Raw genomic sequence first — 23,394 nt, 5'->3', positions numbered from 1 at the left:
TGTGAGATTGTGCTAAAGGCATCCCTATAGGGGCTTCGCTTTGCTCGCAATGACGGGATGGACTTATATGTGTCATTGCGAACGTAATAATCCCGACAGCCGTCGGGAGAATGAAGTGTGGCAATCCCCTCGACTTTTTCGTTTGCTTGTGGTGACGCTTAGTCTACCCCACAACCTCAATCAATCCTTTCTCTTCCAATTCAGGCAAGAAGGCAAGCATTTCTTCACGGCACTCGTCCAGGGAAATATCAAACTCTTGTGTGAGAGACTGGCAAAGTTCGTCTACCGTTTTTTCGGTTTCGAGGTTGTTCCAGACGGCGGTGGCCACGTTATTCAGGCCATAATACTGGCCGGCATTTACATCAAACATGACCAGCTCATCTTTGATGGATGAGACCAGGGCCCGGTTGGTTCGAACAATTTTTGTATCCCGTGTCATAAAAAATTCAGCTCAGCAAAATGTTGAAACTATATTATACTCATCAGCTACCTCACCGCCAAGCACAATTTTGGATCCCACCCGCAACCAGGCATGCGCTTTCATCTGTTGGGATTCATCCCTTTTCACCCCAAAATAGAGGGTGCTTTCAATTTCTTTTCTGGCGATCAGGATTTTCCCGGCGGTGGCCTGCACAAGGCATTTAAAGTCAAACGGACCGGCAAGGCTTACATTTTTTACGGATTGGGCAATTTGGTCTACATAATCCCAGTCAACACCTTGTGGATTTTTGGCTGATTCCGAATTGATTTCACCCAGAAATCGGGCGTAAATCTTAAATGGCAGCAAATAATTTGCCACAGCCGCTACGCATAACAACAGAAAAACCCGAATCAGAAGAAGTTTTTGGCTCAGCGGTTTGCTCCAGAAAATGGAAAGAGTTGAAGCGGGTTTATTCATTTATCCAGTATTCTGAGTCCATTCGGCGAGTGCATTTGCTATCGTTTGATCGCCGGAAAGTAGATCAAATTCCATTCCAATGGTTTCGGATTTATCAAAAATTTCTGCCAAAACGGAGGCGACATCTTCACGGGGAATTTCTCCCCGATCCAAATCTTTTCCAACTGAAATCATTCCCGTTCCGATTTCGTCTGTCAAACGACCCGGTTTAACGATGGTATAATCCAACCCACTCTTTTTCAGGGCTTCATCCGCTTCCGCTTTTGCTTTTTGATAGACCTGGAAGACGTCATTCCCGCGGGGATTATCGAGCCCCATCGCGCTGATAATGACGTATCGGTCAATGCCGTTTTTCTTACAGGCATCAATCAGTTTGATGGCTCCGTCACGGTCAACCGTCCACTTTCGTTCGGCTCCGCTTCCCGGTCCGGCACCGGCGGCAAAAAGTACGGCGTCTGCATCTCCCACCGCATCGGAAATATCATCCAGCTCTTCGATATCTGCGACGATGGGTTCAACGCCAAGTTCTTTCAAATCGGCCGCTTGTTTTTCTTTTCGGATGATTCCGCGAACAGAATGTCCGTTTGCAATCAACTTGGGATGCATCAGCATTGAAATTTGTCCGTGCGCACCTACAACTGTAATCTTCATTTTAACTATTTGGTGTTAAAAGCCGTCAATTTGTCCTCGGAGCTCACCCCGTTGATGCTGTTCCGAAGCGATGGTGATATAGAGATTTCCATTTTCAAAGGCTTCCTTCATAGCATCACTTAACGCAAATTTGTTGTTTTCCGGATCAAAGGTGCCGCTCAGGTGATCCTCCGAGAGGCTGGGAGTTAATTTGTAGATTGGATTTCCGTTTTCTCCCTCCTCACCATAATGGATATTGCTGGTATAGTAAGGAGCTTGTAAATTTTCGAACTTCAATCTCACGTAAAGAGTATCTGATTCAACCCAGGCTTCGCCGCCTCCGCTGGCGGGTGTATGCACATCAGGCACAACATCCAGGCCCGTCATGATAACGGAATGCTTTTGCTGGGCTTCCACATTTGCAAAACATGCAACAAACAAAATGATTGTAATCACATAAGATTTCATGTCAGACCTTCCTTGCTTTTGATTTCGATTAATACTCATTGAATGTAACAGATATTATCCTCAAAAAATTTTGCACGAAATAAACCGCACGAAACAATCCATAAAATCTGTTATTTAACTGATTGTTCCACAAAGGAACGAACAATCGATACTTGAACAAGCCGGCTATCAGAAGATTTCTTTAGTGGCAAGTTGAATAAATATGGCAAAAAATAACAAAGAAAATGAAGTAGATACATCCGAAAGCGGAGCGCCCGCCGGAGGCCGTGCAATTCGTGATATGTTTTCTACGGATGAAATTTTCCATCGCATTACCGCTACGGCAGAAGAGGAGTTTAGCCGGTCCGACCGTCTGTTATTCTGGAGCGGACTTGCTGCAGGGCTTTCCATGGGCCTTACTTTTGTAGCCCGTTCTACCTTCACAGGGGCGCTTCCATATGACTACAGCGGCCTGCTGGGGAACCTGTTGTATCCACTCGGTTTTTTGTTGATCGTTTTAGGTCGGTATCAGCTGTTTACAGAGAATACGCTTACGCCCGTCACCCTTGTATTAACAAGATTGACCAACCTTCCCGTATTATTAAGGCTTTGGGGAGTTGTTCTTTTTGCAAATTTGTTTGGCTCTTCTATCATGGCTTTTATCCTGGCTAATACCGGTATTTTTGATGCCGATGCTACTGCCGCTGCCATAAAATTCGGAGAGCATGCTGTGGAATTATCCTGGTGGGATTTGTTTTGGAAAGCAGTAATTGCGGGATGGATTGTTGCCTCCATGGTTTGGCTGATTCATGCCGCGCGCGATATGACGGCACGGTTTATCACTGTGTATGTATTGATGTTTATGATTCCTTCTGCAGATCTTTTTCACTGCATTATTGCTTCATGCGAAATGTTTTTTGTAGTGTTTAAAGGCGTTGTGGAATGGTACGAATACGGACGTGTGGTTTCTGCCGTGATCGTAGGGAATACGGTTGGCGGGGTTCTGCTTGTGGCTATTCTTAATCATGCGCAGGTTCAGGAAGAACGCTTGCCAAAGGGTGAAAAAGAAAAAATAGAATAAATTTTGAAGGAGAGTCACAGCGTCTTTCAATAGGGGAAGTTGAAATGTATTTTCGACACTGTTCAGACCCCAAAAGTTTATTACTTTTTAGGAATAAAAATTATCCGAAATCATTTCGCTTTATGAAGAAACTATTTCTGCTTGTCCCGCTTCTTTCCATTTTAGTTTTGTCATCTTGTAAATCTCCCCAGGAAGAGCAATTGACGGAGTTTGTGCCGTATCCAAATGCCGAATTGCTTGTGGATGTGGACGAACTGAATCACCTGCTGCTCGATGAAGATACATTTTTAATTGATGCGCGGAGTGACGTAAGCGGCTCATTTATTCCGGATGCTGTTCATTTTTCCGCCCGAAGAGAGCTTGGTGATCCGGATCATTCTGTCAATAATTTCCTGATTGGGCCGGCTGCGTTCGAGGAAAAAATGAGAGCGTTGGGATTGAATCAGGATCATAAAGTGGTCATCATGGATGAAGGAAACAGCCTGGATGCTGCCCGGCTCTTTTATGCACTTGAGTATTACGGATTTGCAAATGCGTCCATCTTAGACGGCGGACTGGCAGCGTGGGTTGAGGAAGGATATCCAACATCTGAAGAGCCGAATCAGGCAGAGCCCGGAAATTTTGCAGCGGAAGTTCAGCCGGCCCGTTTTTGCGATTACGAAACGATCGTTTTGGCATCCTCAGATCCGAATAAAATTATTCTTGATGTGAGATCAGAAGGCGAATACACCGGTGAAGTGAAACGGGCGGATAAAAACGGGCACATTCCGAATGCCGTTCACCTAGAGTGGAGTGATGTCCTGAAGTCCGAAGGCATCCCCTATTTTAAACCCGCAAACGAAATCCGGGAAATCTATGCATCAGCGGGCCTTACGCCAGATAAAGAGATCATTCCGCATTGTCAGTCGAACGTCCGGGGATCTCACACCTACTTTACACTTCGGTTGATGGGCTACGATTCCGTTCGCCCGTACGAAGGCTCCTGGGAGGAATACGGAAATCGGGAAGAGTCGGTAGTGGTGCAATAAAGATTTGTTATGGATTCAAAGAATCAGATTAGCTTCGGATTTCAAACACTGGAGCAACAGTGCAGGGAATTTATTGAAGGTGTTCTCTCTGAAGTGGATGACTCTGCTCATGATCTCAACCACATGTTGCGTGTGGTAAAAAATGCTAAGCTCATTTTAGAACAGGAAGAAGCGGATGCGGAAATTGTGATTGCTGCTGCATGGCTTCACGATTGTGTCATTATTCCGAAAAATCATCCCGACCGCAAACGAGCTTCAATGCTTGCCGCAGAAAAAGCCGGTAACTTTTTGAAAGGAATTGAGTTTCCAAAAGAAAAAACGGATGCCACCAAACACGCAATTGAAGCCCACAGTTTTTCAGCAGGAATTTCCCCGCAATCTATCGAAGCGAAAATTGTACAGGATGCCGACCGGTTGGATGCTATCGGAGCAATAGGAATTGCACGATGTTTTATGGTAGGCGGTAAACTGGATCGGATGCTTTACAATGAGGACGACCCGTTTTGCGAAAAAAGAGATCCGGATGATACCATCTGGACGATTGATCATTTCTACAAAAAATTATTCAAATTACCCGAAATGATGCACACAGAAGCTGCGAAAAAAGAAGGGCACGTAAGGGTTCGGTTTATGGAAGAATATTTGATGAAACTAAAGCGAGAAATTTAATCCAGTCCTGAAAGACTTCTAACTATTCTTCACTTTATTTGCAGCAACTGGCTCCAGCTTTTCAGCCTTATTATTTACTTTTTGAAGAATTACGGTAAATGTAGTTCCTTTCCCTGACTCACTTTCACAGCGAATAGTTCCTCCCTGTTTTTCGCTGAACTCTTTACAAAGTGCAAGTCCGAGACCGGTACCGATTTCACCTTTTGTTCCGCGTGTAACCCGGTTAAATGGTTTAAAGAGATTCTTCAGTTTTTCTTCCGGGATGCCTCGTCCCGTGTCTTTAATGGAAAGTTTAATGTCGGAATCCGTTTCCCTTGCGTCAATTGTTACACTGTCGCCATCATCCACATACTTGATAGCATTCGAAAGTAAATTTCGAAGAATCACATTCATCATGTGCTTGTCGGCATAGACGGCGGTTTTACGATTTACTTTGTTGACCAAAATAACGCCTTTATTTTCAGCACTTTTTTTGATTTCATGAATGGAATTTTCAATGACAGTAAGCAGACTGAAATTTTCCATATCAGCGGTTATCCCGCCACGGTGATCCTGAGCCCACTCAAGATAATTGGTAAGTGTGTTTATGCCTTGCTGCAACTGAAAGTCTATGTGATTCAGTGCGTTATCGAGATCTTCCTTATCGAGTAAATTTTCACGAATCAGATAAACTACTCCCTGAATGTTTGAGATGGGTGTACGCAAATCATGAGCAAGAACAGACAGAAGTTTGTCTTTCACTTCATTTACTTCGGTAACCTCATCAGTTCTCTTTTGCAGAAGAACATTGGCCTCACGGACATTTCGATAGAGTAGAATCACGACAATTAAAGCTATTACAATGATTCCCAACAATGTCCACACAATGAAAGAGTTTCTTTGCTGAGCTTCAATGGCATCTTCGAGCAGTGCGCGTTGCTCTCGTTCGCTGCGAAGCCCGAGCATAGCTTCTTGCCGGGCAAGGGCTGCTTCCCTCTCTGTTAGGGAGAGGCTGTCTACAAGAGCCAGGTATCGCTGCAAATATGGATATGCAAGCAGAGTATCACCGGCTTTGTCTGCTGTTTCATATAATTTCTGAAGGGTATTTCGAATCAGTTCAGAACCCTGAACCATTTCGGCAATTTCAAGGGCCTGTTGGTAATTGTCGATTGCCTGATCGTATTCCTCAAGTTCAACGTGCAAATCCCCAATGCCGGCCCTGTTATAGAAAAATCCGATGGGAATATTGTTCTCTTCACTGAGCCTCAGAGATTCCTGGAATGATTCCATAGCCAGATCGGCTTCTCCCATTGAGGTGTATAAAATTCCTAGATTGTAAATAGCCTGAATGCGGCTGATTACGTTTCCGGTTTCATCTGCCAGTTCAAGAACACGTTCATAATTTTCGCGAGACAGGTCAAATTTATCCCAATCTTTGTAGAGAATACCCAGGCTCATATGATTGGTAATCTGATTCTGCCAGTTTTCTATTTCTTTATTGAGATCGAGTGCGCGGAACAGGTATTCTTCGGCCAGTTCAAAATTACCCTCTTCCGCATTGATGGAAGCTAAGTTGTCCAGAACTACGGCTAATGCAAGAGTGTCCTTATTTTCTTCCGCCATCTGCATGCTGTTCAGGTAACTGTCTATGGCGGAAGGAATATCTCCCAGAGAGCTGTAACTGTTCCCCATATTTTGGGTCAGAGCAACCTGCATAGATGTATCCTGTTCCTGGACAGAGACGTCCAGCAGCTCACGGTAAAGATCAAGGGACTGCTGGAAATTACCTAGCTGGTGATGGGCCGTTGCAATCAGATTGCCCAGGCGGGTATATTTTTGGGTGCCCTCATATTTGGAAAGACTTTCTTCAAGTGCTGAAACGGTTGAATCGGGCATCCCCCGCATATCATAATACTTGGCCAAATTGGCAGAGGCAAAGGCCTCACCTTCAACATCATCTAAAATACTTGAAAGGCTGTATGCTTCGTGGATTAGAACCGCTGCAGAATCGAGCCTTCCACTTTCCAAAAAGTTTAAGGCGCTTTCGTTTAGCTTTCTTACATAGGTAGTGTCGCGAACGGCCATCTCATCCGGCCCGTTCTCAGATATACTTCGGGCACTCGACTGAATGTTGTTGCCGAACCCAAAAAAAATTATCAGGCAGAAAAGTACAGCACCCGCTGATAAACCCGTCTTTAATTTATCGACTTGAGAGTAACCCATAGTCCTAAAAATATCCACATAAACTATTAAGATATTCTAAAGTTTTAAAAAACTCTATTTTTTGATGATAAAATGATAATGCAGCAAATTTAAGGTTTTGGCTGAAGAAACTGTTTTAACTTTTTAAAAGACCTGAGTTGTATCGCTTGTGTCAGAAACAGATACTGTGGAATCCGGTAATTCCCGGAAAAGAGTATCCGGAGACAAATCCACTGCCAGAGAATCCGGATTGGTTGAATTTCCAGTCGAATCAAAAACGGTTGAATCAGGCTCTTCTGGTGAAGGTTCTGGCTGTGAAGCATTTTGCTCAAATGCATAATAGATTTTGCCCGTCAGCTGATTCATCTGGCGTAAAATCCACCGGCTGCGTTCTTGTGTATAAGGTGATGGAGGGTTGACACGCATCCGTTTCGGGCTTGGCAGAACTGCTGCAAACCGAGCGGCCATTTCCGGCGTTAATTGATCAGGTTCGCGGTTGAAGTAAACTTCAGACGCTTTTCCTATTCCAAAAACTCCCGGTCCAAATTCGGCAATATTAAGATACATTTCGATGATCCGTTCTTTGGTCCAGAACAGCTCGATCAAAACAGTAATACCGGCTTCAATTCCCTTCCGGAAGAGCGATTGGGCGGGCGAAAGGAAAAGATTTTTTGCCACCTGTTGCGAAATGGTACTGGCACCCCGCGTACGTTCACCTTCCTGGTAATCTTCCCAGGCATCTTCAATCGATTCTACATCAAAACCATGATGTTCAAAAAAAAGTTGGTCTTCTGCAGCTACAACAGCCCAGACCATCTGTTCGGGAAGTTCTTCAGCGGAAACCCATGTTGAACGGAGGCTATAAAAGTCCTGGTCAAGTTCGTTCCAGTCAGCTTGTAGTGTGAAAGCCGTAAAGGGAGGATTGATCCAGCGAAGCACCATAATAAAAAAGATCAGCGAAAACCCTGTTCCCAGCAGTACCGATCCGAATATTTGCAACGTTTTTTTCAACATAGTAACTGTTTAACAGTCGGGTTTTACATTTGTTTCAGCCTGTAGAAACCACTTTTGTGATTTTTAAAATGTATGAAAAAGTATTTGTTGAGATGAAAAAAGAAAATCCCCGTATAGAACGGGGATTAGATTAAATAATAACTCTTATAATTAAAAATAGCAGAGATCGTAAAATCTATTCTTTTTCAGGAACCGGTGACTGCCAGGATGGTTTTTGTGCAGTGGCATCGCCGCTCATCAAGTAGGTATCAAACCACTGAAGCATGCGATAGGAATAATCAAGCTTTGCGGATGCACGCCTGTTACCGTGCCCTTCTCCCGGATAGTAAACAAGCCGAACCGGAAGGTTTGGTTTGCGTACTTTCAGATGGCGATAGAGTTCAAGTGATTGGGAGGGGTGAACGCGCGGATCTTCAGCGCCGTGCATAATGAGGATTGGAGTTTGTGCATTTTCAACATGAAAAATTGGGCTTCGTTGCAAAAACCAGTCCCAGTCGTTCCAAAGTCGTTTCCGGGCATGAACCAGGTAAAGTTCCTCGGGAATATCGCTCTCTCCCCATTTCGAAATATTGTCGCTTACTCCAACAAACATGACGGCGGCTGCAAACCGGTGCGAGTAGTACGTGCTCATCCAGGCAGAGGCGTAACCGCCATATGAGCCGCCGGTAACGCCAATGCGATCGGGATCGGCAATTCCCTGTTCAATCAGGAAATCAACTCCATCCACAATATCATCAAACTCGGCGCCCGCAAGATCGGCCTGACTGCTGAATGCAAAGTCAATTCCGCGGCCCGTGCTACCTCGGTAATTAGGGTAAAATACGGCGTATCCTTTACCTGCGGCCACTTGTCCCGGCATGGAATAGTTTGTAAGCCAGCCGTTATCGTAATGCGATTCGGGCCCGCCGTGAACCTGTGTAATTACCGGAACCTGAGTTCCTTCCGCATATCCAACAGGATAAATCAGGATTCCATCAATCGTATATTCTCCATCTCTGGACGGGTACGAAACCATTTCCTGACGCCCCAGCTCCACACTGTTTAGCCATTCATTGTGATAAGTCATGCGTTCATGCATTGCATTTTCTCTATTGGGTAGATAAAAAACTTCGCCCGGATGACTGGGGGAACTCGCTACAAAAGAGAAGGTGGTTGTGTCGGATTTTGAAAAGGATGAAATGGCATGTTCATCCGAATAGAAAAGCGTCATTTTTTCTGCACCGTCAAAGCGAATTTTACCAAGGCGGGAAGCGGCGCTTTCACTGGAAAGAAAATGGATATAATTCTCTTCCACCCATTTAATTTGATTGTACATTCCCTGGTAATTTCTGTCGATAATCTGCGGAACACCTCCCCTGGCCGAAACGATCAGAATTCGCCCATCAATCGGATCATTAATATTCGATGCGGCAAGAAGAGCAAGACGCTGCCCGTTGGGACTCCATTCAATCTGCCCAAGTTTTCCTTCATTGTTGATTTCGGAAATAACCTGTTGAGTATCGGGGTTGATTATAAAAATCTTCTGGCTCATGTACTGATCGTCCACATGCGGCGTGGGAGCAGCAGAAACAGCAAGCCGGTTTCCATCGGGGCTCCATTCCATCATATAAATGGAACCTTCCACGGCGATATCACGCGCACTTTGTGCACTGACCGCGACATTGGCAATGTATCCCCTGCGATTTACAAGATTTTCTTCGTAGACATCGGCTTCGTAGGGAAGCGACGATGCTGATTTCTCTTTCTGCTCGTTGGCCATAAACGCAATATGGTTCCCGTCGTTATGCCAGGAATAAGAGAGAATATTTTGACTGAAGCTGAACAGTTTTACAGGCTCTCCTCCATCCAGGGGAATTTCGTAAAGTGATCGGGTATCATCATTTTCTCGCTGGGTAAGAAATGTAAGGGTGTTTTGTCCCGGCCGAAACTGCACGGAGCTTACAGATCCGGATGTGTAATAGGGTTTGGTTGTGCCTTCTTCTACTTCAAGAACATACAAGTGTAAACTGTTTGCCGCGTTTTCTTTATAGGGATCGGCAGGTTTGCTTACGGTATATGCGATGTGTTGTCCGTCACTGGAAATTACTGTGCTGGATACGGATTCCATGCTCGCAATGTGTTGTGGCGTAACTACATTTTGAGCGATAGCCGTTGCCTGGAAGCTGAAAAGGAATAGAATAAAAACAGATAGGTACCCCGATTTTCTGAACACTGATGAAATTGAATTCATAGTCGAATAAATTTTTAGTGTTTGGTTAAAGAATCTTTCTCAAGACATATAAATATAAGAAAGAAAGCCATTTGAGAGTCTATTTTTGTAGCTGATGGTAGAACAGGTTGAGAGGAGAAGAACATTCCCAGAAACGGTTAATCAGATACGTGATGAAAGGTGAGCGCGGGGCGAACTACAGGTGTTCTAAAAACTTCTGAATTTGATTCAGAGTTTCATGGCGACTCACATTCTATAATATGAGAGCCAGATATTTACCAGTATGATTTAAGTAGCCTTTTCAACCGAATCTCTCAAAAACCGGGAAAAGTTTACGATGTTCATATATCCGCGGCGGGAATCGATGACGTTACCTTCGCCATCCATGATCACTGTAAACGGATAGGCGGTTACTCCCATTTGGCTGGCAAACTGCTGCTCAGTCATCTCTTCTCCTTTATAAATTACCGTATTTTCGGAATGTCCGTTGATTTTTACGGGGACAAAATCTCGGTCCAAAACAGCCCGAACGCTTGGTGACGGATAGACTTCTCTCTCCATTGCGCGGCAGTATTGGCAACCCACTTCATAGATATCAATCATGATGAGCTTGTTCTGATCTGACGCCTGTTTTTGAGCTGTTTCCAGTGGGATCCATTCCGGGGCATTTTCAATTTCATCCGGAGAAACCTGTTGGAAGGAGTAATACGCATAAACGCCGATAAAGCCGGCAATCAGCAGGGCGATGATGATTTTTCTGTTCATGGTTATGATTGATAAAATGGATTTTTAAACAAGATCCCTCATCAAAGGGAGGTTCAAATATAAAAAGATTTACTCACCTTTTATACGGTCGATAAAACGAGAGAGAATAGAAGATCGTGTGCTGAAAGATGGGGTGGCGAGTTCAAATGATGCGGCATTTCCTTCATCATCAAGAAGGATATAGTTTTGCCAAACAAACTCGGCTTCTTCATTATTTGTCAGCCATAAATCACTGCGTCCAAATCTTAGATCGTTAAAAACAAGAACGCCGTCCTTCTCTCCCACGCTGTAATAATCCCGGGAAAACCACAGCAGAGTCTCCACACCCCGGTCATTCTTGTATGGCTCAATTAAATTTGTATTTCTTGGGATGACCCGGAATTCAAGATCCGTATCATCATCAAAAATAGAGTATACGGATTGATAAACGGTATCTTCACGAATGATGTATCCTGTCCATAAAAAAGTGGTTGGCCCGTTGGGTGTGGTTTTGATCTGATCATAATAGCCGTACTGATTTTCAAAAGAAGCATCGTACACACTGTGAACATGGGCCTTGATTCCCAACGCCCACACAAGGTAAAATGTACTCAAAAGGAGTCCGCCACGGTTTAGTATCATCCGCTTTTGGGACGACCACTCCATAAAAAGAGCGGGAATCAGCCCGAAAAAAAGCAGAAGCGTATAAACAGGATCTATGATAAAAATAGAATCCGTTGTAATCGGCCAGTCAGAGAATGGGTAAAATACTTGTGTGCCGTATGTGGTTTGAACATCCAGCAGGATATGTGTGAAAAAGACGAGAAACACGAGTTTGGTCCACCGCCGCCAACCCACATCCCATTTTTGTTGCACATAATTGATGGCATAGCCAAACAACGGAGAAGCCAAAAAGCAGAAAAGAAATGAGTGTGTCAAACTCCTGTGAAAGCCGAGTTCTGAAACGTTATCAAGAAGCGGATTGGCAAGTACATCAAGATCGGGAAGTGTTCCCAAAAGGGCGCCCCATGCGGCTGCCCGGATACCGATTTTTCTTCCAAGAACAGACTCGCCTATGGCTGCTCCAAGAGCTATTTGAGTAATTGAATCCATCCGGAGAAATCGATCTGTAGATTTAGAAAATTACTGGTTCGGGAAAAAGGGATATTTTGAAGGAAATCCCTGAAAAAATCAATAAAATATTTTTAAACCTTTTAACAATCAGAAGTGAATGAATATTAAGAAATAATGTTATTCTATTGTTTCAATTAATAATAATGAAATTATGAAAGTTCTATCATACATAACGATTACAGCATTTCTTTTGCTTCTGTTACAGGGGTGTGGTTCTGAAGAAGGAGGTGAAGATGAATTCAGCCGGGTACTTCCTGCGGTTGAAGCTGTACAGGCTCAGTTCGGATCGCTGCCTTTAGAAGAGAGACTTAACGGAATTGTGCGGGCTGCCAACCAGGTAGATATTTACCCGGAGATTTCTGCCCCGATTGAAACGGTTTATGTGCAAAATGGTGACCGGGTAAATCAGGGAGATGTTTTGGTGCAACTGCGCGATGGCGAATACCGCGAGCGTTTACGCCAGGCTGAAGCCAATTTGAGAATCAGTATTGCCCAGGAAAAGCAGGCACAGGCCGCTTTGGGAGAGGTAGAGGCTGAATTGAAACGTATTCGTATTTTGGCACAGCAGGATTTAACCAGCGACCTTGAACTTGAACAGTCGGAAGCTCAATTGCAATCTGCTGAAGCAAGCCATGAGTTGGCACAAGCCCGTGTGGAACAGGCCCGCGCCAGTCTGGAAGAGCAAAGAGATGCGCTTGATCAAACTCAAATTTTAGCGCCTGTTAGCGGTACTGTGGGCCAAAGAAATGCAGAAATCGGGATGCAGGTCAATTCAAGTACACGGCTTTTTACGATTGGTGACTTAAGCGAATCGAAAATTACCATCAATCTGACCGAACGAATGCTGAGTTATATTGGCACGGAACAATCGGTGCGGATCTTCTCCGAAAATTTAGCTGATACGGTGTTAACAGCAGAAATTTCACGGATATCTCCTTTTTTGGGAGCAGGGAATTTCAGTACAGAAGCGGAAATTGATATCAGGAATGAAGGCAATGTGTTAATGCCGGGAATGTTTGTAACTGTAGATGTTCTGTACGGCGAAAGTGAACAAGCCACAATTATTCCGCTTAGTTCTATTCACAGAAATCCACAGACTGGAGTATCAGGTGTATATATAGCGCCAAGTTTCGGTATCGAATCCGAGCTGATGGAGCAACCGGAAGATGGCTCAGAAGCGAATCTCAGCAACCCAACAGATGTAGAATTTGTGCCGATTGAAGTCATTGCCCAGGGGCGTGAAGCGGCTGGTGTTACAGGTATCAGAAGTGGCCAGTGGGTGGTAACGGTGGGTCACAATTTGCTTGAACGGGACAACAGTGGCCAGGCACGCGTTCGTCCTACAACCTGGAACAATATTATGGAAATGCAACAACTGCGCCCGGAAGATCTCCTCGAAGATATTATGAATACCGGAGTAGTTGAAACAACCCAATCCTCAACCAGTTCACAACTTTAACAGGATAGAATAATGCCAATCACAAAAACCTCCATACACCGCCCAATAGCGATTACGATGGTTTATCTCATCGTTATTGTTTTGGGTATTGCCGGATTCAGGTATTTGCCGGTTGACCTTCTGCCGCCAATTGAATATCCAAGGTTATCTGTCTCTGTAGATTATCAAAATGTAGGACCTGAAGAAATTGAAACAATTGTCACCGATCAGATTGAGAATGCACTGAGTGGTGTGGCAAATGTCGAAGAGATTACTTCGCAGTCGGAAGAGGGGCAAAGCAGGGTTTCTCTTGAATTTTCTCAGAATACAAACCTTGATGAAGCTGCAAATGATGTGCGTGCCGCGTTAGATCGTGTTCGAGATAATTTGCCGGAGGAAGCAGAACCACCACAAGTTCGCAAATACGATCCTAACGATTTCCCCATTGTTATCTTAGGTGCGCAATCAACCCGCCCTTTGGATGAATTGACGAGGGTTCTGGAAAGGGATATTTCTAAACGGTTTGAACAAATTCCCGGTGTTGGAGCGATTGATGTTTGGGGGGGGGTGCATCGGGAGATTCGGGTAAATCTAAAAAGAGATCGATTAATGGCCAGCGGTTTAACCGCCGCTGATGTTCAAAATGCTATTGTTGCTGAAAATACGACACTTCCGGGTGGAAATGTAAAAAGCGGAATTACCGATGTGTATATTCGAACACTTGGAGAATATACATCCATATCGCAGATCTCTGAAACCATTATTACCCGGATTGATGGTAAACCGGTTCGGGTTCATGATGTGGCTACAGTAGAAGATGCCTACGAGGATTTGAATCGGGTGGTGAATGTAAACGACAAGCCGATGATTCGGATGGGGATTCGAAAACAGACCGGCTCGAATACGGTGGAAGTAGCCAGACAAATTCGCGATCAAGTGGAGCAAATTAACAGCCAGCGAGATGATGTTGAGCTATTGGTTGTAACCGATCAAAGTGATTTTATACAAAACTCTATTGATAATGTGCAGCAATCTGCAATTTGGGGAGCTATTCTCGCTATCTTCATTCTCTATCTCTTTTTAAGAAATGGTTCAACCACTTTTATTATTTCTTTGGCTATTCCTGTATCTATCATTGCTACATTTGGCCTGCTTTACTTTACTGGGTTAACTCTAAATCAGATGAGTTTCGGAGGGTTGGCGCTTGGCGTCGGCCTCATTGTAGATAACGCAATTGTGGTGCTGGAAAACATTGTCCGGCTTAGGACGAATGGGAAATCACTTGATGAAAGTTCGTTGGTTGGAACGCAGGAAGTATCCGGCGCAATTATCGCTTCAACGGTTACTACTTCTGTAATTTTCTTGCCGGTTGTGTTTATGCAGACCATTACCGGAACGCTTTTCCAGGAACTTGCCTTGGTTGTTGTGTTTGCACTTTTCTGTTCTCTTCTCGTGGCGTTGACGTTGGTACCCATGCTCGCCAGCAAGTTTATGAGTGTGAAGCCGGACTCAGAATTGGAATCATCAAAAAAGGGAAGATTCCAGGAGTTCTTTGAAAATGCTGAAAACCGATACAGTGATTTTCTCAGAAAAGCGATTGAGAGAAAATATTTGGTTTTTGGGATTTCAATAGTGTTAATCATTGCATCTGTTTTTGGTGCGGGCCTCGTGGATGCTGAATTGGCTCCTCAAACAGAAGCGGACGAGATCAGCATAGAGTTTTATATGGAAGACGGGATGAATATTGCCGTGGCAAACCGATATCTCGAGGAATTGAAGCAGAAAGTAATTGCAATTACCCCGATGGATCAGGTTCAATTTGTATCTACGGAGGTTCGAAATGGAAATGCCGAAGTGGAATTGGCGCTGGTCGATGAATCTGAAAGAACCGTCAACTCTTATGAACTCGCCGACCACATTCGGGAAAATATTGAAGGAAGTATTCCCGGTGGATTTTTCCGTGTTCAGGCTCAATCCGGTTTATGGATTTTACGGCGGATTTTTGGATCTGGCGGTGAAGCGGCCGTTCAACTTGAACTTCGTGGCTATGATATAGATATAGCTACTGAACTTTCCGATGAAATACGTGAACGTATGGAGCGCATTCCTGAAGTGCGGGGTGTTCGATCTGACCGGGAAGAGGGTCGTCCCGAACAAAACATTATTTTCGACCGCGAAAAAATATCTGAACTCGGTCTTACGGCGCGCGAAGTTGCACAGGCTGTGCAGGCAAATGTTGGCGGCGTTCGGGCAGGTGTTTTTCGTGAAGGCGGCGAGGAGTTTCCAATTACCGTTCGCCTGCAGGAATCCGACCGAATGAGTACCATTGATGTGGAAAATATATCGGTGCGAACCGCGGGCGGACAAACCATTCCGATTTCTACAGTTATTGACCAGGGATCTTCCGAAGGGCCGGTTAGTATTAACCGAATTAATGGCCAGCGTGTGACATACATTACGGCAAATCTTGAAAGCGGAGTGCCGTTGGGTGAAGCTGTTCAAAAGATACAAGCAGAACTTTCGGATCTGTCGCTTCCATCAGGATTTTCCATTGTTTACGGTGGGGAATATGAGGAGCAGCAAAAAGCAGCTCGTGATTTCACCGTATCCATTATCATGGCACTGGTTCTCATTTACATGGTGATGGCTGCTCAGTTCGAGCGTTATCTTGATCCGTTGATTGTGATGTTTGCCGTACCCGTGGCCATTGTCGGTATTATCCCAACTATGTTGCTGACCGGCACAACCTTTAACATGCAGAGTATTATGGGAATCATCATGCTTGTGGGGATTGTGGTAAATAACGCCATTGTACTTGTAGATTACATTAACCTGATGCGAAGAGATAAAAATATGGGTGTTCTGGAAGCTGTGATAGAATCCGGAAGACTCAGGTTGCGTCCGATTCTTATGACGACATTAACAACGGTTCTCGGCCTGCTTCCACTCTCATTCGGATGGGGCGCCGGCGGCGAGATCCAGGCATCACTTGCCCGCGTTGTAATTGGTGGATTAACTGCCTCTACACTGATTACACTTATTCTCATTCCTGTGGTATACATCTCAGCCAACAAAGTGAAGGTATTCGTGGCAGAGAAACGAGCCGAATGGGCAAAATCATCACAGAATGTAGCTACGCAACCCACATAGATTTTCTGCTAAGACCCAAAACAGCGCTGGTCAGAAACTTCAGTATTGGAGTATCTGGTCAGCGTTTTTTTATTCTGTAGAAAATAAAATCAGTGAAAAACTTTTAGAAAATGGATTAGAATTATTCCGTTTGGGCAGTAAAGAATGGGAGAAATTTGATCGCAGGTGGGCTTTTCGTTTCGATCAATTACTATCAATATAAAGGGTTAAGGGTATTCGCTCCAAATGAAATTCATAACGGCTTGACAATGGTTACTAATCTAATTTTATTATTCTTCTTTCTATAACTAATGATAAGTAATAACAGGTAATAAATTTACAAATGCCTAAGAAAATTGGTTCTTTAACGCTCTATTCTATTGATGATCTGCACGAACGGCTGGGCATCAGTAAAATGACTCTGCGGGCGTACCTGCGGGAAGGACGAATCCGTGGACGAAAATTAGGGGTTCAGTGGTTTGTGACGGAAGAAGCAATCCGCGAGTATTTTAATCCCCCGGAGAAAGAAACTCCCAAACAGAAAAAGCAAAATGTGAAGTATGTGGTTCAGGGCGTGAATGATTTGGTAAGTGAAACCGAAGAGTGCGAAACCATTCCCGAAACATTAGATTGTTTGAACGACCAGGCAATCATCAGCCTGTTCCAGGTGCAGATTACGGATTCTGACACGGGCGAAATCCTGGAGATTGTAAAGGCACGAGATTTTATTGAAAGGTATTCAGAGACATGAAATTCAAAGACACAACACTACAACATATAGAATTCGGCAATGAACCTGTTGACCAGTATTACTGCCTGGTCGACAAGAGGATTAGTCCGAATGGATTGGAAATCAACAAAATGAAATTGACGGATCCGAGAAATATCGACCAGGAGTTTCGGAATCACGGCATGCTGATGATGTTTACCGGGGATGAGATTGAATCCCTGATGAATCGCGGGGATTTGGACCGGGAGAACCTGCACGAATCGTTGTATAACCTGGCTTTGCAGGAAGGAGTTATAAAAGAAGATTAATTGAAAATGCAGATGAAAGTCATTCTGAAGTCGATTCAGAATGACTAAACATCAACCTTCTAAATCTACCTCAAACGGCGCATTCTCTTTCCACCAGAGCGATACCTGGATTAGTGAGCAGATGGTTTTTCCATCAGAAATCTCGCCGGTTTTAATCATATTCAGGGCTTTCGAAAATGGAATGCGGTATTTCAACAGAAACTCATCGTCATCAACGCTTTGCGATTCTTCCGTCAAACCCCACCCCACATACACATAAATAATTTCATCAGCATAACCGATGGCGGGATAGAACGATCCCACCTCCTGCAGATTTTCACATTTTATACCGCTTTCTTCAAACAGTTCGCGCCCGGCAGTGGTTTTTGGGTCTTCCCCCGGATCAATCTTACCCGCCGGAACTTCGATAAATGTTTTGTTTGGCGGATAGCGAAATTGCTTCAGAAGCATAATGGTACCGTCCTCAAAAACCGGTACAACTGCGCTGGCTCCGGGGTGTTTGATCCATTCGCGTACGGAGGTGGAGTTATCGGGCAGTTCGGCTTCATCTGAGTAAACCTGAAGAAGTTTGCCGTCAAATACTTTTTCTGATGTAAGCCTTTTTTCCCGGAGAAGTGTATCGGCCTGATTGCGGTCGCGTAAATCTTTATATTCCATTTGCATATATCTCTTTTAAAAACTGTATTATTACACACAAGTAAACCTGGTACATGAAGCAACTACGTGAATGAGAGAAGCTGCATCAAATATTGATGGTAAGAAGGTATTGGTTACCAACGACATTTACACATGGTCGAACTTTATCTCTTTTACAAGGGTCTTGATAGTGGCTCCAATTATCTACCTGCATGTGCAGAATAACTACGAACCAAGTTTGTCCATCGTTGCCCTGATTCTTTACGGGGGTATTTCCGATTATTTCGACGGACTTGTGGCGCGCCTGAGAAATGAGAGATCCGAACTGGGGAAAATGCTCGATCCCATCGCCGACAAACTGATGGCGTTTTTCCTGTTTCTCTACACGGTTTTCTTTCTTCATTGGATTCCAATCTGGTACTTTTGTCTGGGTGTCAGTCGCGATCTGTTTATTATGTGGGGATCGGCACGCATCAAAAAGAAACGCGGCAAAGTAGCAATGTCTATTATGTCGGGCAAAATATCCGTGAATGGTATGGCTTTATACTGGCTCAGCGTATTTTTCTTTCCCGATGCAGCCAAGGTTCATTTTTACCTGATGATACTCTCCGTTATCCTGATGGTCTATTCATTTATTGAATACACGATCCGTTATCGTAAAATTATGGCCGGTGCAGAGTTTAATTAACTTTACATGAGACGAGTCAGGTCAAATGTTTGCATTTCACCTCTCACGATTAACACCGTATATTTAGGCAAAGAAAATTGATCCCCAAAACAAACAAAAATAATGGGCTGGTTAGATAAACTTGGTTTAAAGAAAGAAGAGAAACTCGATAAAGGCGTCGAAAAAAGCCGTGAGGGACTGCTCAACAAAATTGGAAAGAGCATTGCCGGAAAAGATAAAGTGGATGATGCCACGCTTGACGCCCTCGAAGATGCGCTGATCACATCGGATGTGGGTGTAAAAACAACTATTGAGATTATCAACCGGCTTGAATCACGGGTTGCTCGCGACAAATTCATTACCCAAAATGAGTTGCAGCAGATTATGCGTGAAGAAATTACCGCTCTTCTGAAAGAAAACCGGCCCGGTCAGCCCGCCGATTTCGATGCTGAATTTCCAACCAAACCCCACGTCATTATGATTGTGGGCGTGAATGGTGTCGGGAAAACCACAACGATTGGGAAATTGGCTCATCTATATAAAAGAGCCGGCAAAAACGTAATGCTCGGAGCCGCCGACACCTTTCGGGCTGCAGCGGTTGACCAGCTTAAAATCTGGAGCGAACGCGCAGAAGTGCCGATCATCCAGCAGGGACAAAATGCCGATCCCGCTGCCGTTGCCTACGATACGGTGGCGTCCGCAAATTCAAGGGGAGCCGATGTGGTGTTGGTAGATACCGCCGGCCGCCTTCACAACAAAAAATCGTTGATGGAAGAACTGGCCAAAATCAAACGTGTGATGGGCAAAGTTGTAGAGGGTGCACCACACGAAATCCTGCTCGTTCTTGATGCCTCAACGGGTCAGAATGCCATGCAGCAGGCGCATGCTTTTACGGATGTAGTGGATGTAACCGGACTCGTCCTCACCAAACTGGACGGAACAGCCAAAGGTGGAATTGTGATCGGTGTATCCAACGAGCTTAATATTCCGGTGAAATACATTGGGGTAGGAGAACAAATTGAAGATCTGCAAGTGTTCGAGAGAGAAGCCTTTGTAAAAGCTCTTTTTGGTGAAGGTTAAAAAATCCCCTTAGAGGTATAGATTGTGGAGTTGATTCGATGAATGATTTTTGAAACGAATAACTCACTACTCTTATCATTTCTATGATTATTTAGAAAAAAGTATCTCATCTACATTACAGAAACCACAAATAGATAAATAATTAAGGGAGTTTTATAACTTCGCTTTACAATCTCAAAATCGTTTAGTAATGTAGTTGCAGGGATACATTCAAGAAGCGTTACTTACCTGTTCTCACTTTAAAAACTCGTGTGGTCGTGTTTCACATTCTCAGATATTTGTTAACTCTCTTTCTGTTTGTGTTTCCGGTATTGCTGGTCGGGCAATCTCTATCGGATGTTGAAAACAGATATAAACAAGCGGTAGAGTTATATGAGGCCGGCAACTATGAGGACTCCAAACAGATTTTTGCCGATGTAACGGATGAAGTCTGTTCGATGGCGGAATGGATTGAGAATTGTATTTCCAGCAAGATATACTTATCCGATATTGCCAGGAGAAATCGTGATTTTAAGACAGCCGAGAATACAATTGCGGAAGCCGAAAAGTTTTCTGTTGAAGAATTAACGAGGCCCCATCCCCTTGAAGTAAGAGTATACCGGCAAAAGGTGTACCTTTTTGTAGATATGACGGACTTTGAGCGAGCACGGGAAGCCGCAAACCAGGCGCTGGAACTGGCCGGTTCAGATGGGCTTGATGAAATATCAAGGGCACGTGCTTTTATAGCTCCGGCCTATCTTGAAGAGGCCGTGGGCAATTTTCAGAAATCATTTGAATATTATTCAGCTGCTGTGGAATCCATCCAGCACTTGGAGGGAAACCGTGAAATTCTAAGGCTTTTAGCCCTTACGTACAACAATATGGGTATTTTGTTGAGGCGTTTGGGAAAGGCTGATGAAGCTATGGGTTACTATCAAAAAGCTCTCCAAGTAACTACATCTTTATATGGAGAGAATCATCCGGAAATGGGACTACTTTATAACAATATCGGGGCTATTCATTACGGATTAGGAGATTATGGACAGGCTGCGGACCATTTTTTGAAAGCAGCCAGTATTTTTAGGGATAACTACGGGGAGAACCATGCGCGCGTGGCCGGTGGTTACAATAATGCGGGGGTTGCATACATGCAGATGAAAGACTTGGAAAAAGCTGCAGAAATATTAGAGAGAGCACAGCGAATCAAAGAAGAAACTCTTGGAGAAAACCACATGGATACAGCCATCGGGTATTCCAATCTTGCATCCATCTATCGGGAAAATAAGGAGTATGATGCTGCTCTGGAGAATATCCAAAAATCTCTGAGGGTTAGGAAGAAAATTTATGGCGAAGATCATCCGGACCTCATATCACCCTATATTCAATTTGGTGAGTTTTATACTGAGATAGAAAATTTTTCTCTTGCAAGAGATCAATACCAGGAAGCCTTGCGAATAGCGGAGAGCCGCCTCGGTGAAAACCATCCGGATGTGTGGGAAGTGATTTTAAAACTTGGAGATACATACGAAGAACAAAAGGAGTACGATCAAGCCCGTGAAAATTATCTTCAGGCCTACGAAAAAATCGCAACTACAAGTGGTATTCAACCTAATTCAAATTTTGATGCCGGCCGGCTTTCACATCCCCTTCATTTTTTGAGGGCTGCCAAAAAGGTTGGAGATATGAATATCCAGCAGTTTGAGGAAAAAAGGGAGGTAATGCATTTACACCAGGCTGTTGATAATTACTCAAAAGCGATGAAAATTGTGGATTTTCTGCAGCATTCGTATCAAAGCGAAGCTTCAAAATTAAATCTTATTGATGAAAATTATTCCATCTTTACCAATACGATTAAAGCTTACCATAAGCTGTATGAAGCAACAGGGAATGAAGCTTGGCTGAATGAGATCTTGAGAGTCAGTGAATTAAGCCGGTCACGCATTGCCCTTGAGTTGTTGCAGGATATGGAAGCAAAAACATTTGCCGGGGTTCCGGATGATATTCTTGAAGAGGAACAGTCCATCAACACAAAAATAGCCGATTATTACCAGCAACTGCACGCCGAACAGGAAAAAGGGTTTGAAGCCAGCCAAGACATCATTTCTGCATACCGCGATTCACTTTTTGAATCGCGACAAAAGCTTACTTCGCTAACCGAAGATCTTGAGGAAAACTATCGCGATTACTATCAGCTGAAATATGACCGGAGTTTTGCAGATCGTAAAACGGTTTCGAATTTACTGGATGATGACGAAACGCTTGTAAATTATGTTGTCAGCGAGGATGAGATTTATGCACTGGTTTTGGATAAAAGGAATATTTCGTTTCATACGTTGGGCACTCCGGATTTTTTATCCGCACAGATTAAGACACTTCGGGAGGCTGTTTCAGCCAATAATCGTGAAGAATATTCAGCCGTTGCCCACCAATTATATCAACAGTTGGTTGAGCCACTTTTACCTGAAATTAAATCTCAATCGCTGATTATTGTACCGGATCAAATGCTTTTCTACTTACCATTTGAAATGCTTTTGACTGAGCAGTCAAATGATGCTAATTATTACAGAATGCCATTTCTTCTCCGGGATTTACAAATATCATACGTTCCCTCGGCAACTGTGCTTCAAATGCTGGAAGAGCAAAAAGTGGAAGATCCCCGAAATTTGTTTGCCGTAGCTCCTTTTAATGAGACGGCGCAGTTTGAAGATCAGGCGGAGCCTTCCCGTTATCTGTCCGGGTTATCTCCACTCCCTCTCACCCAATATGAAACCCGTGAAATCGCCAATGTATTTGAAGAGAGTCAATCTTTTTGGAACTTTTTCTCACCTGAGAAGACCGAAATTCTGCTTGGCCGGAACGCTACAAAATCAGCTATTGAAAACACATCATTTGATGACTACGGATTCATCCATTTTGCTACACACGCGTTTGTGAATGAGGATGATCCCGCTCTTTCCGGAATTGCTTTCTGGAAAGGAGAAAACGATGACGGCATAATCTACGTAAATGATATCTACAATATGAACCTGAATGCAGACCTGGTTACCCTGGGTGCCTGTGAAACAGGATTGGGTACCGTTTATAAAGGCGAAGGAATGATCGGATTTACGAGAGCTTTTATCTATGCCGGAGCCGCTAACCTTATGGTTTCCATGTGGCGGGTAAACGATCAACCCACCGCCAGGCTGATGATTCAGTTTTATGAATACGCCAGGGACGGCCACTCATATTCAGAATCCCTGCAAATGGCAAAAATGGACTTGATCAGCCAACCCGAATTTGCATCTCCACGAAACTGGGCAGCGTTTGTGTTACAAGGGAGATAATGTTTTGTTTTCGTTTCCTATCCGGAGTACGATTGCCGGTTTTGCAAATTTCTGAAATTAAAAACC

At 44.0% G+C, this 23,394-nt stretch carries 20 protein-coding genes; 10 read left to right on the top strand and 10 right to left on the bottom strand.

All coding sequences use genetic code 11. From position 1 onward, the window contains the following. Window positions 1-163: 163 nt before the first annotated feature. The 4 genes from L0B18_RS03145 to L0B18_RS03130 are packed head-to-tail and all read right to left on the bottom strand — an operon-like array spanning window position 164 to window position 2,035. Window positions 164-439, bottom strand: coding sequence for a PqqD family protein (locus L0B18_RS03145; RefSeq protein ID WP_234567780.1), 276 nt, complete (start codon window positions 437-439; stop codon window positions 164-166). A gap of 12 nt (window positions 440-451) precedes the next feature. Further along, on the bottom strand, window positions 452-898 hold the full coding sequence (locus tag L0B18_RS03140) for a lasso peptide biosynthesis B2 protein (RefSeq protein WP_234567778.1): 447 nt from the start codon (window positions 896-898) through the stop codon (window positions 452-454). After that, entirely contained in the window at window positions 899-1,549 is a 651-nt protein-coding gene (locus L0B18_RS03135; protein WP_234567776.1) for an SDR family oxidoreductase, read from the bottom strand. A gap of 15 nt (window positions 1,550-1,564) precedes the next feature. Continuing rightward, window positions 1,565-2,035, bottom strand: coding sequence for a CHRD domain-containing protein (locus L0B18_RS03130; RefSeq protein WP_234567773.1), 471 nt, complete (start codon window positions 2,033-2,035; stop codon window positions 1,565-1,567). A 163-nt stretch (window positions 2,036-2,198) separates the two neighbouring features. Here L0B18_RS03130 and L0B18_RS03125 point away from each other — a divergent pair, with 163 nt between their 5' ends. The 3 genes from L0B18_RS03125 to L0B18_RS03115 all read left to right on the top strand — a co-directional run bounded on the left by L0B18_RS03125 (window position 2,199) and on the right by L0B18_RS03115 (window position 4,753). After that, a complete protein-coding gene (locus L0B18_RS03125; RefSeq protein WP_234567771.1) occupies window positions 2,199-3,056 on the top strand; it encodes a formate/nitrite transporter family protein in 858 nt (285 codons plus the stop codon). Between the two features lie 122 nt (window positions 3,057-3,178). Beyond that, complete coding sequence (locus L0B18_RS03120; protein ID WP_234567759.1) at window positions 3,179-4,084, top strand: sulfurtransferase; 906 nt, start codon at window positions 3,179-3,181, stop codon at window positions 4,082-4,084. A gap of 9 nt (window positions 4,085-4,093) precedes the next feature. Beyond that, a complete protein-coding gene (locus L0B18_RS03115) occupies window positions 4,094-4,753 on the top strand; it encodes an HD domain-containing protein (RefSeq protein ID WP_234567757.1) in 660 nt (219 codons plus the stop codon). Window positions 4,754-4,771: 18 nt separating this feature from the next. On the opposite strand, the gene L0B18_RS03110 is transcribed toward L0B18_RS03115, so the two are convergent. The 5 genes from L0B18_RS03110 to L0B18_RS03090 form a co-directional block, all read right to left on the bottom strand. After that, window positions 4,772-6,955 carry an ATP-binding protein gene (locus L0B18_RS03110; RefSeq protein WP_234567756.1) on the bottom strand — a complete coding sequence of 728 codons (2,184 nt, stop codon included), beginning with the start codon at window positions 6,953-6,955 and terminating at the stop codon, window positions 4,772-4,774. A gap of 123 nt (window positions 6,956-7,078) precedes the next feature. Beyond that, window positions 7,079-7,948 (bottom strand): monofunctional biosynthetic peptidoglycan transglycosylase, encoded by an 870-nt coding sequence (gene mtgA / locus L0B18_RS03105; protein ID WP_234567754.1) that lies wholly within the window; start codon window positions 7,946-7,948, stop codon window positions 7,079-7,081. 175 nt (window positions 7,949-8,123) lie between these two features. Further along, window positions 8,124-10,178, bottom strand: coding sequence for a S9 family peptidase (locus L0B18_RS03100; protein WP_234567752.1), 2,055 nt, complete (start codon window positions 10,176-10,178; stop codon window positions 8,124-8,126). A 267-nt stretch (window positions 10,179-10,445) separates the two neighbouring features. Further along, on the bottom strand, window positions 10,446-10,922 hold the full coding sequence (locus L0B18_RS03095; protein ID WP_234567750.1) for a thioredoxin family protein: 477 nt from the start codon (window positions 10,920-10,922) through the stop codon (window positions 10,446-10,448). Between the two features lie 69 nt (window positions 10,923-10,991). Beyond that, window positions 10,992-12,014 carry a metal-dependent hydrolase gene (locus L0B18_RS03090; RefSeq protein ID WP_234567749.1) on the bottom strand — a complete coding sequence of 341 codons (1,023 nt, stop codon included), beginning with the start codon at window positions 12,012-12,014 and terminating at the stop codon, window positions 10,992-10,994. A 172-nt stretch (window positions 12,015-12,186) separates the two neighbouring features. Here L0B18_RS03090 and L0B18_RS03085 point away from each other — a divergent pair, with 172 nt between their 5' ends. The 4 genes from L0B18_RS03085 to L0B18_RS03070 all read left to right on the top strand — a co-directional run bounded on the left by L0B18_RS03085 (window position 12,187) and on the right by L0B18_RS03070 (window position 17,640). Then, a complete protein-coding gene (locus L0B18_RS03085; protein ID WP_234567747.1) occupies window positions 12,187-13,494 on the top strand; it encodes an efflux RND transporter periplasmic adaptor subunit in 1,308 nt (435 codons plus the stop codon). Between the two features lie 12 nt (window positions 13,495-13,506). Continuing rightward, a complete protein-coding gene (locus L0B18_RS03080) occupies window positions 13,507-16,623 on the top strand; it encodes an efflux RND transporter permease subunit (RefSeq protein WP_234567746.1) in 3,117 nt (1,038 codons plus the stop codon). A gap of 322 nt (window positions 16,624-16,945) precedes the next feature. After that, complete coding sequence (locus L0B18_RS03075; RefSeq protein WP_234567744.1) at window positions 16,946-17,353, top strand: helix-turn-helix domain-containing protein; 408 nt, start codon at window positions 16,946-16,948, stop codon at window positions 17,351-17,353. Continuing rightward, a complete protein-coding gene (locus tag L0B18_RS03070) occupies window positions 17,350-17,640 on the top strand; it encodes a hypothetical protein (RefSeq protein WP_234567743.1) in 291 nt (96 codons plus the stop codon). The genes L0B18_RS03075 and L0B18_RS03070 overlap by 4 nt, the downstream gene beginning before the upstream one ends. Window positions 17,641-17,691: 51 nt before the next feature. On the opposite strand, the gene L0B18_RS03065 is transcribed toward L0B18_RS03070, so the two are convergent. Beyond that, window positions 17,692-18,297, bottom strand: a complete 606-nt coding sequence (locus L0B18_RS03065) for an NUDIX domain-containing protein (protein WP_234567741.1) — start codon at window positions 18,295-18,297, stop codon at window positions 17,692-17,694. A gap of 70 nt (window positions 18,298-18,367) precedes the next feature. Between L0B18_RS03065 and L0B18_RS03060 the strand changes: the two genes are divergently transcribed. The 3 genes from L0B18_RS03060 (at window position 18,368) to L0B18_RS03050 (ending at window position 23,328) form a co-directional block, all read left to right on the top strand. Continuing rightward, on the top strand, window positions 18,368-18,964 hold the full coding sequence (locus tag L0B18_RS03060) for a CDP-alcohol phosphatidyltransferase family protein (protein WP_234567740.1): 597 nt from the start codon (window positions 18,368-18,370) through the stop codon (window positions 18,962-18,964). A 102-nt stretch (window positions 18,965-19,066) separates the two neighbouring features. Further along, a complete protein-coding gene (ftsY, locus tag L0B18_RS03055; protein ID WP_234567738.1) occupies window positions 19,067-20,023 on the top strand; it encodes a signal recognition particle-docking protein FtsY in 957 nt (318 codons plus the stop codon). Window positions 20,024-20,280: 257 nt separating this feature from the next. Continuing rightward, the gene (locus tag L0B18_RS03050) at window positions 20,281-23,328 is read left to right on the top strand and encodes a CHAT domain-containing protein (protein WP_234567736.1); all 3,048 of its coding nucleotides are present in this window, start codon (window positions 20,281-20,283) and stop codon (window positions 23,326-23,328) included. Window positions 23,329-23,394: the final 66 nt, after the last annotated feature.

Origin of the sequence: Rhodohalobacter sp. 614A, from assembly GCF_021462415.1 — a bacterium.
In the GTDB taxonomy this organism is placed as follows: domain Bacteria; phylum Bacteroidota; class Rhodothermia; order Balneolales; family Balneolaceae; genus Rhodohalobacter.
This window is presented reverse-complemented; position numbering and strand designations above follow the sequence as displayed.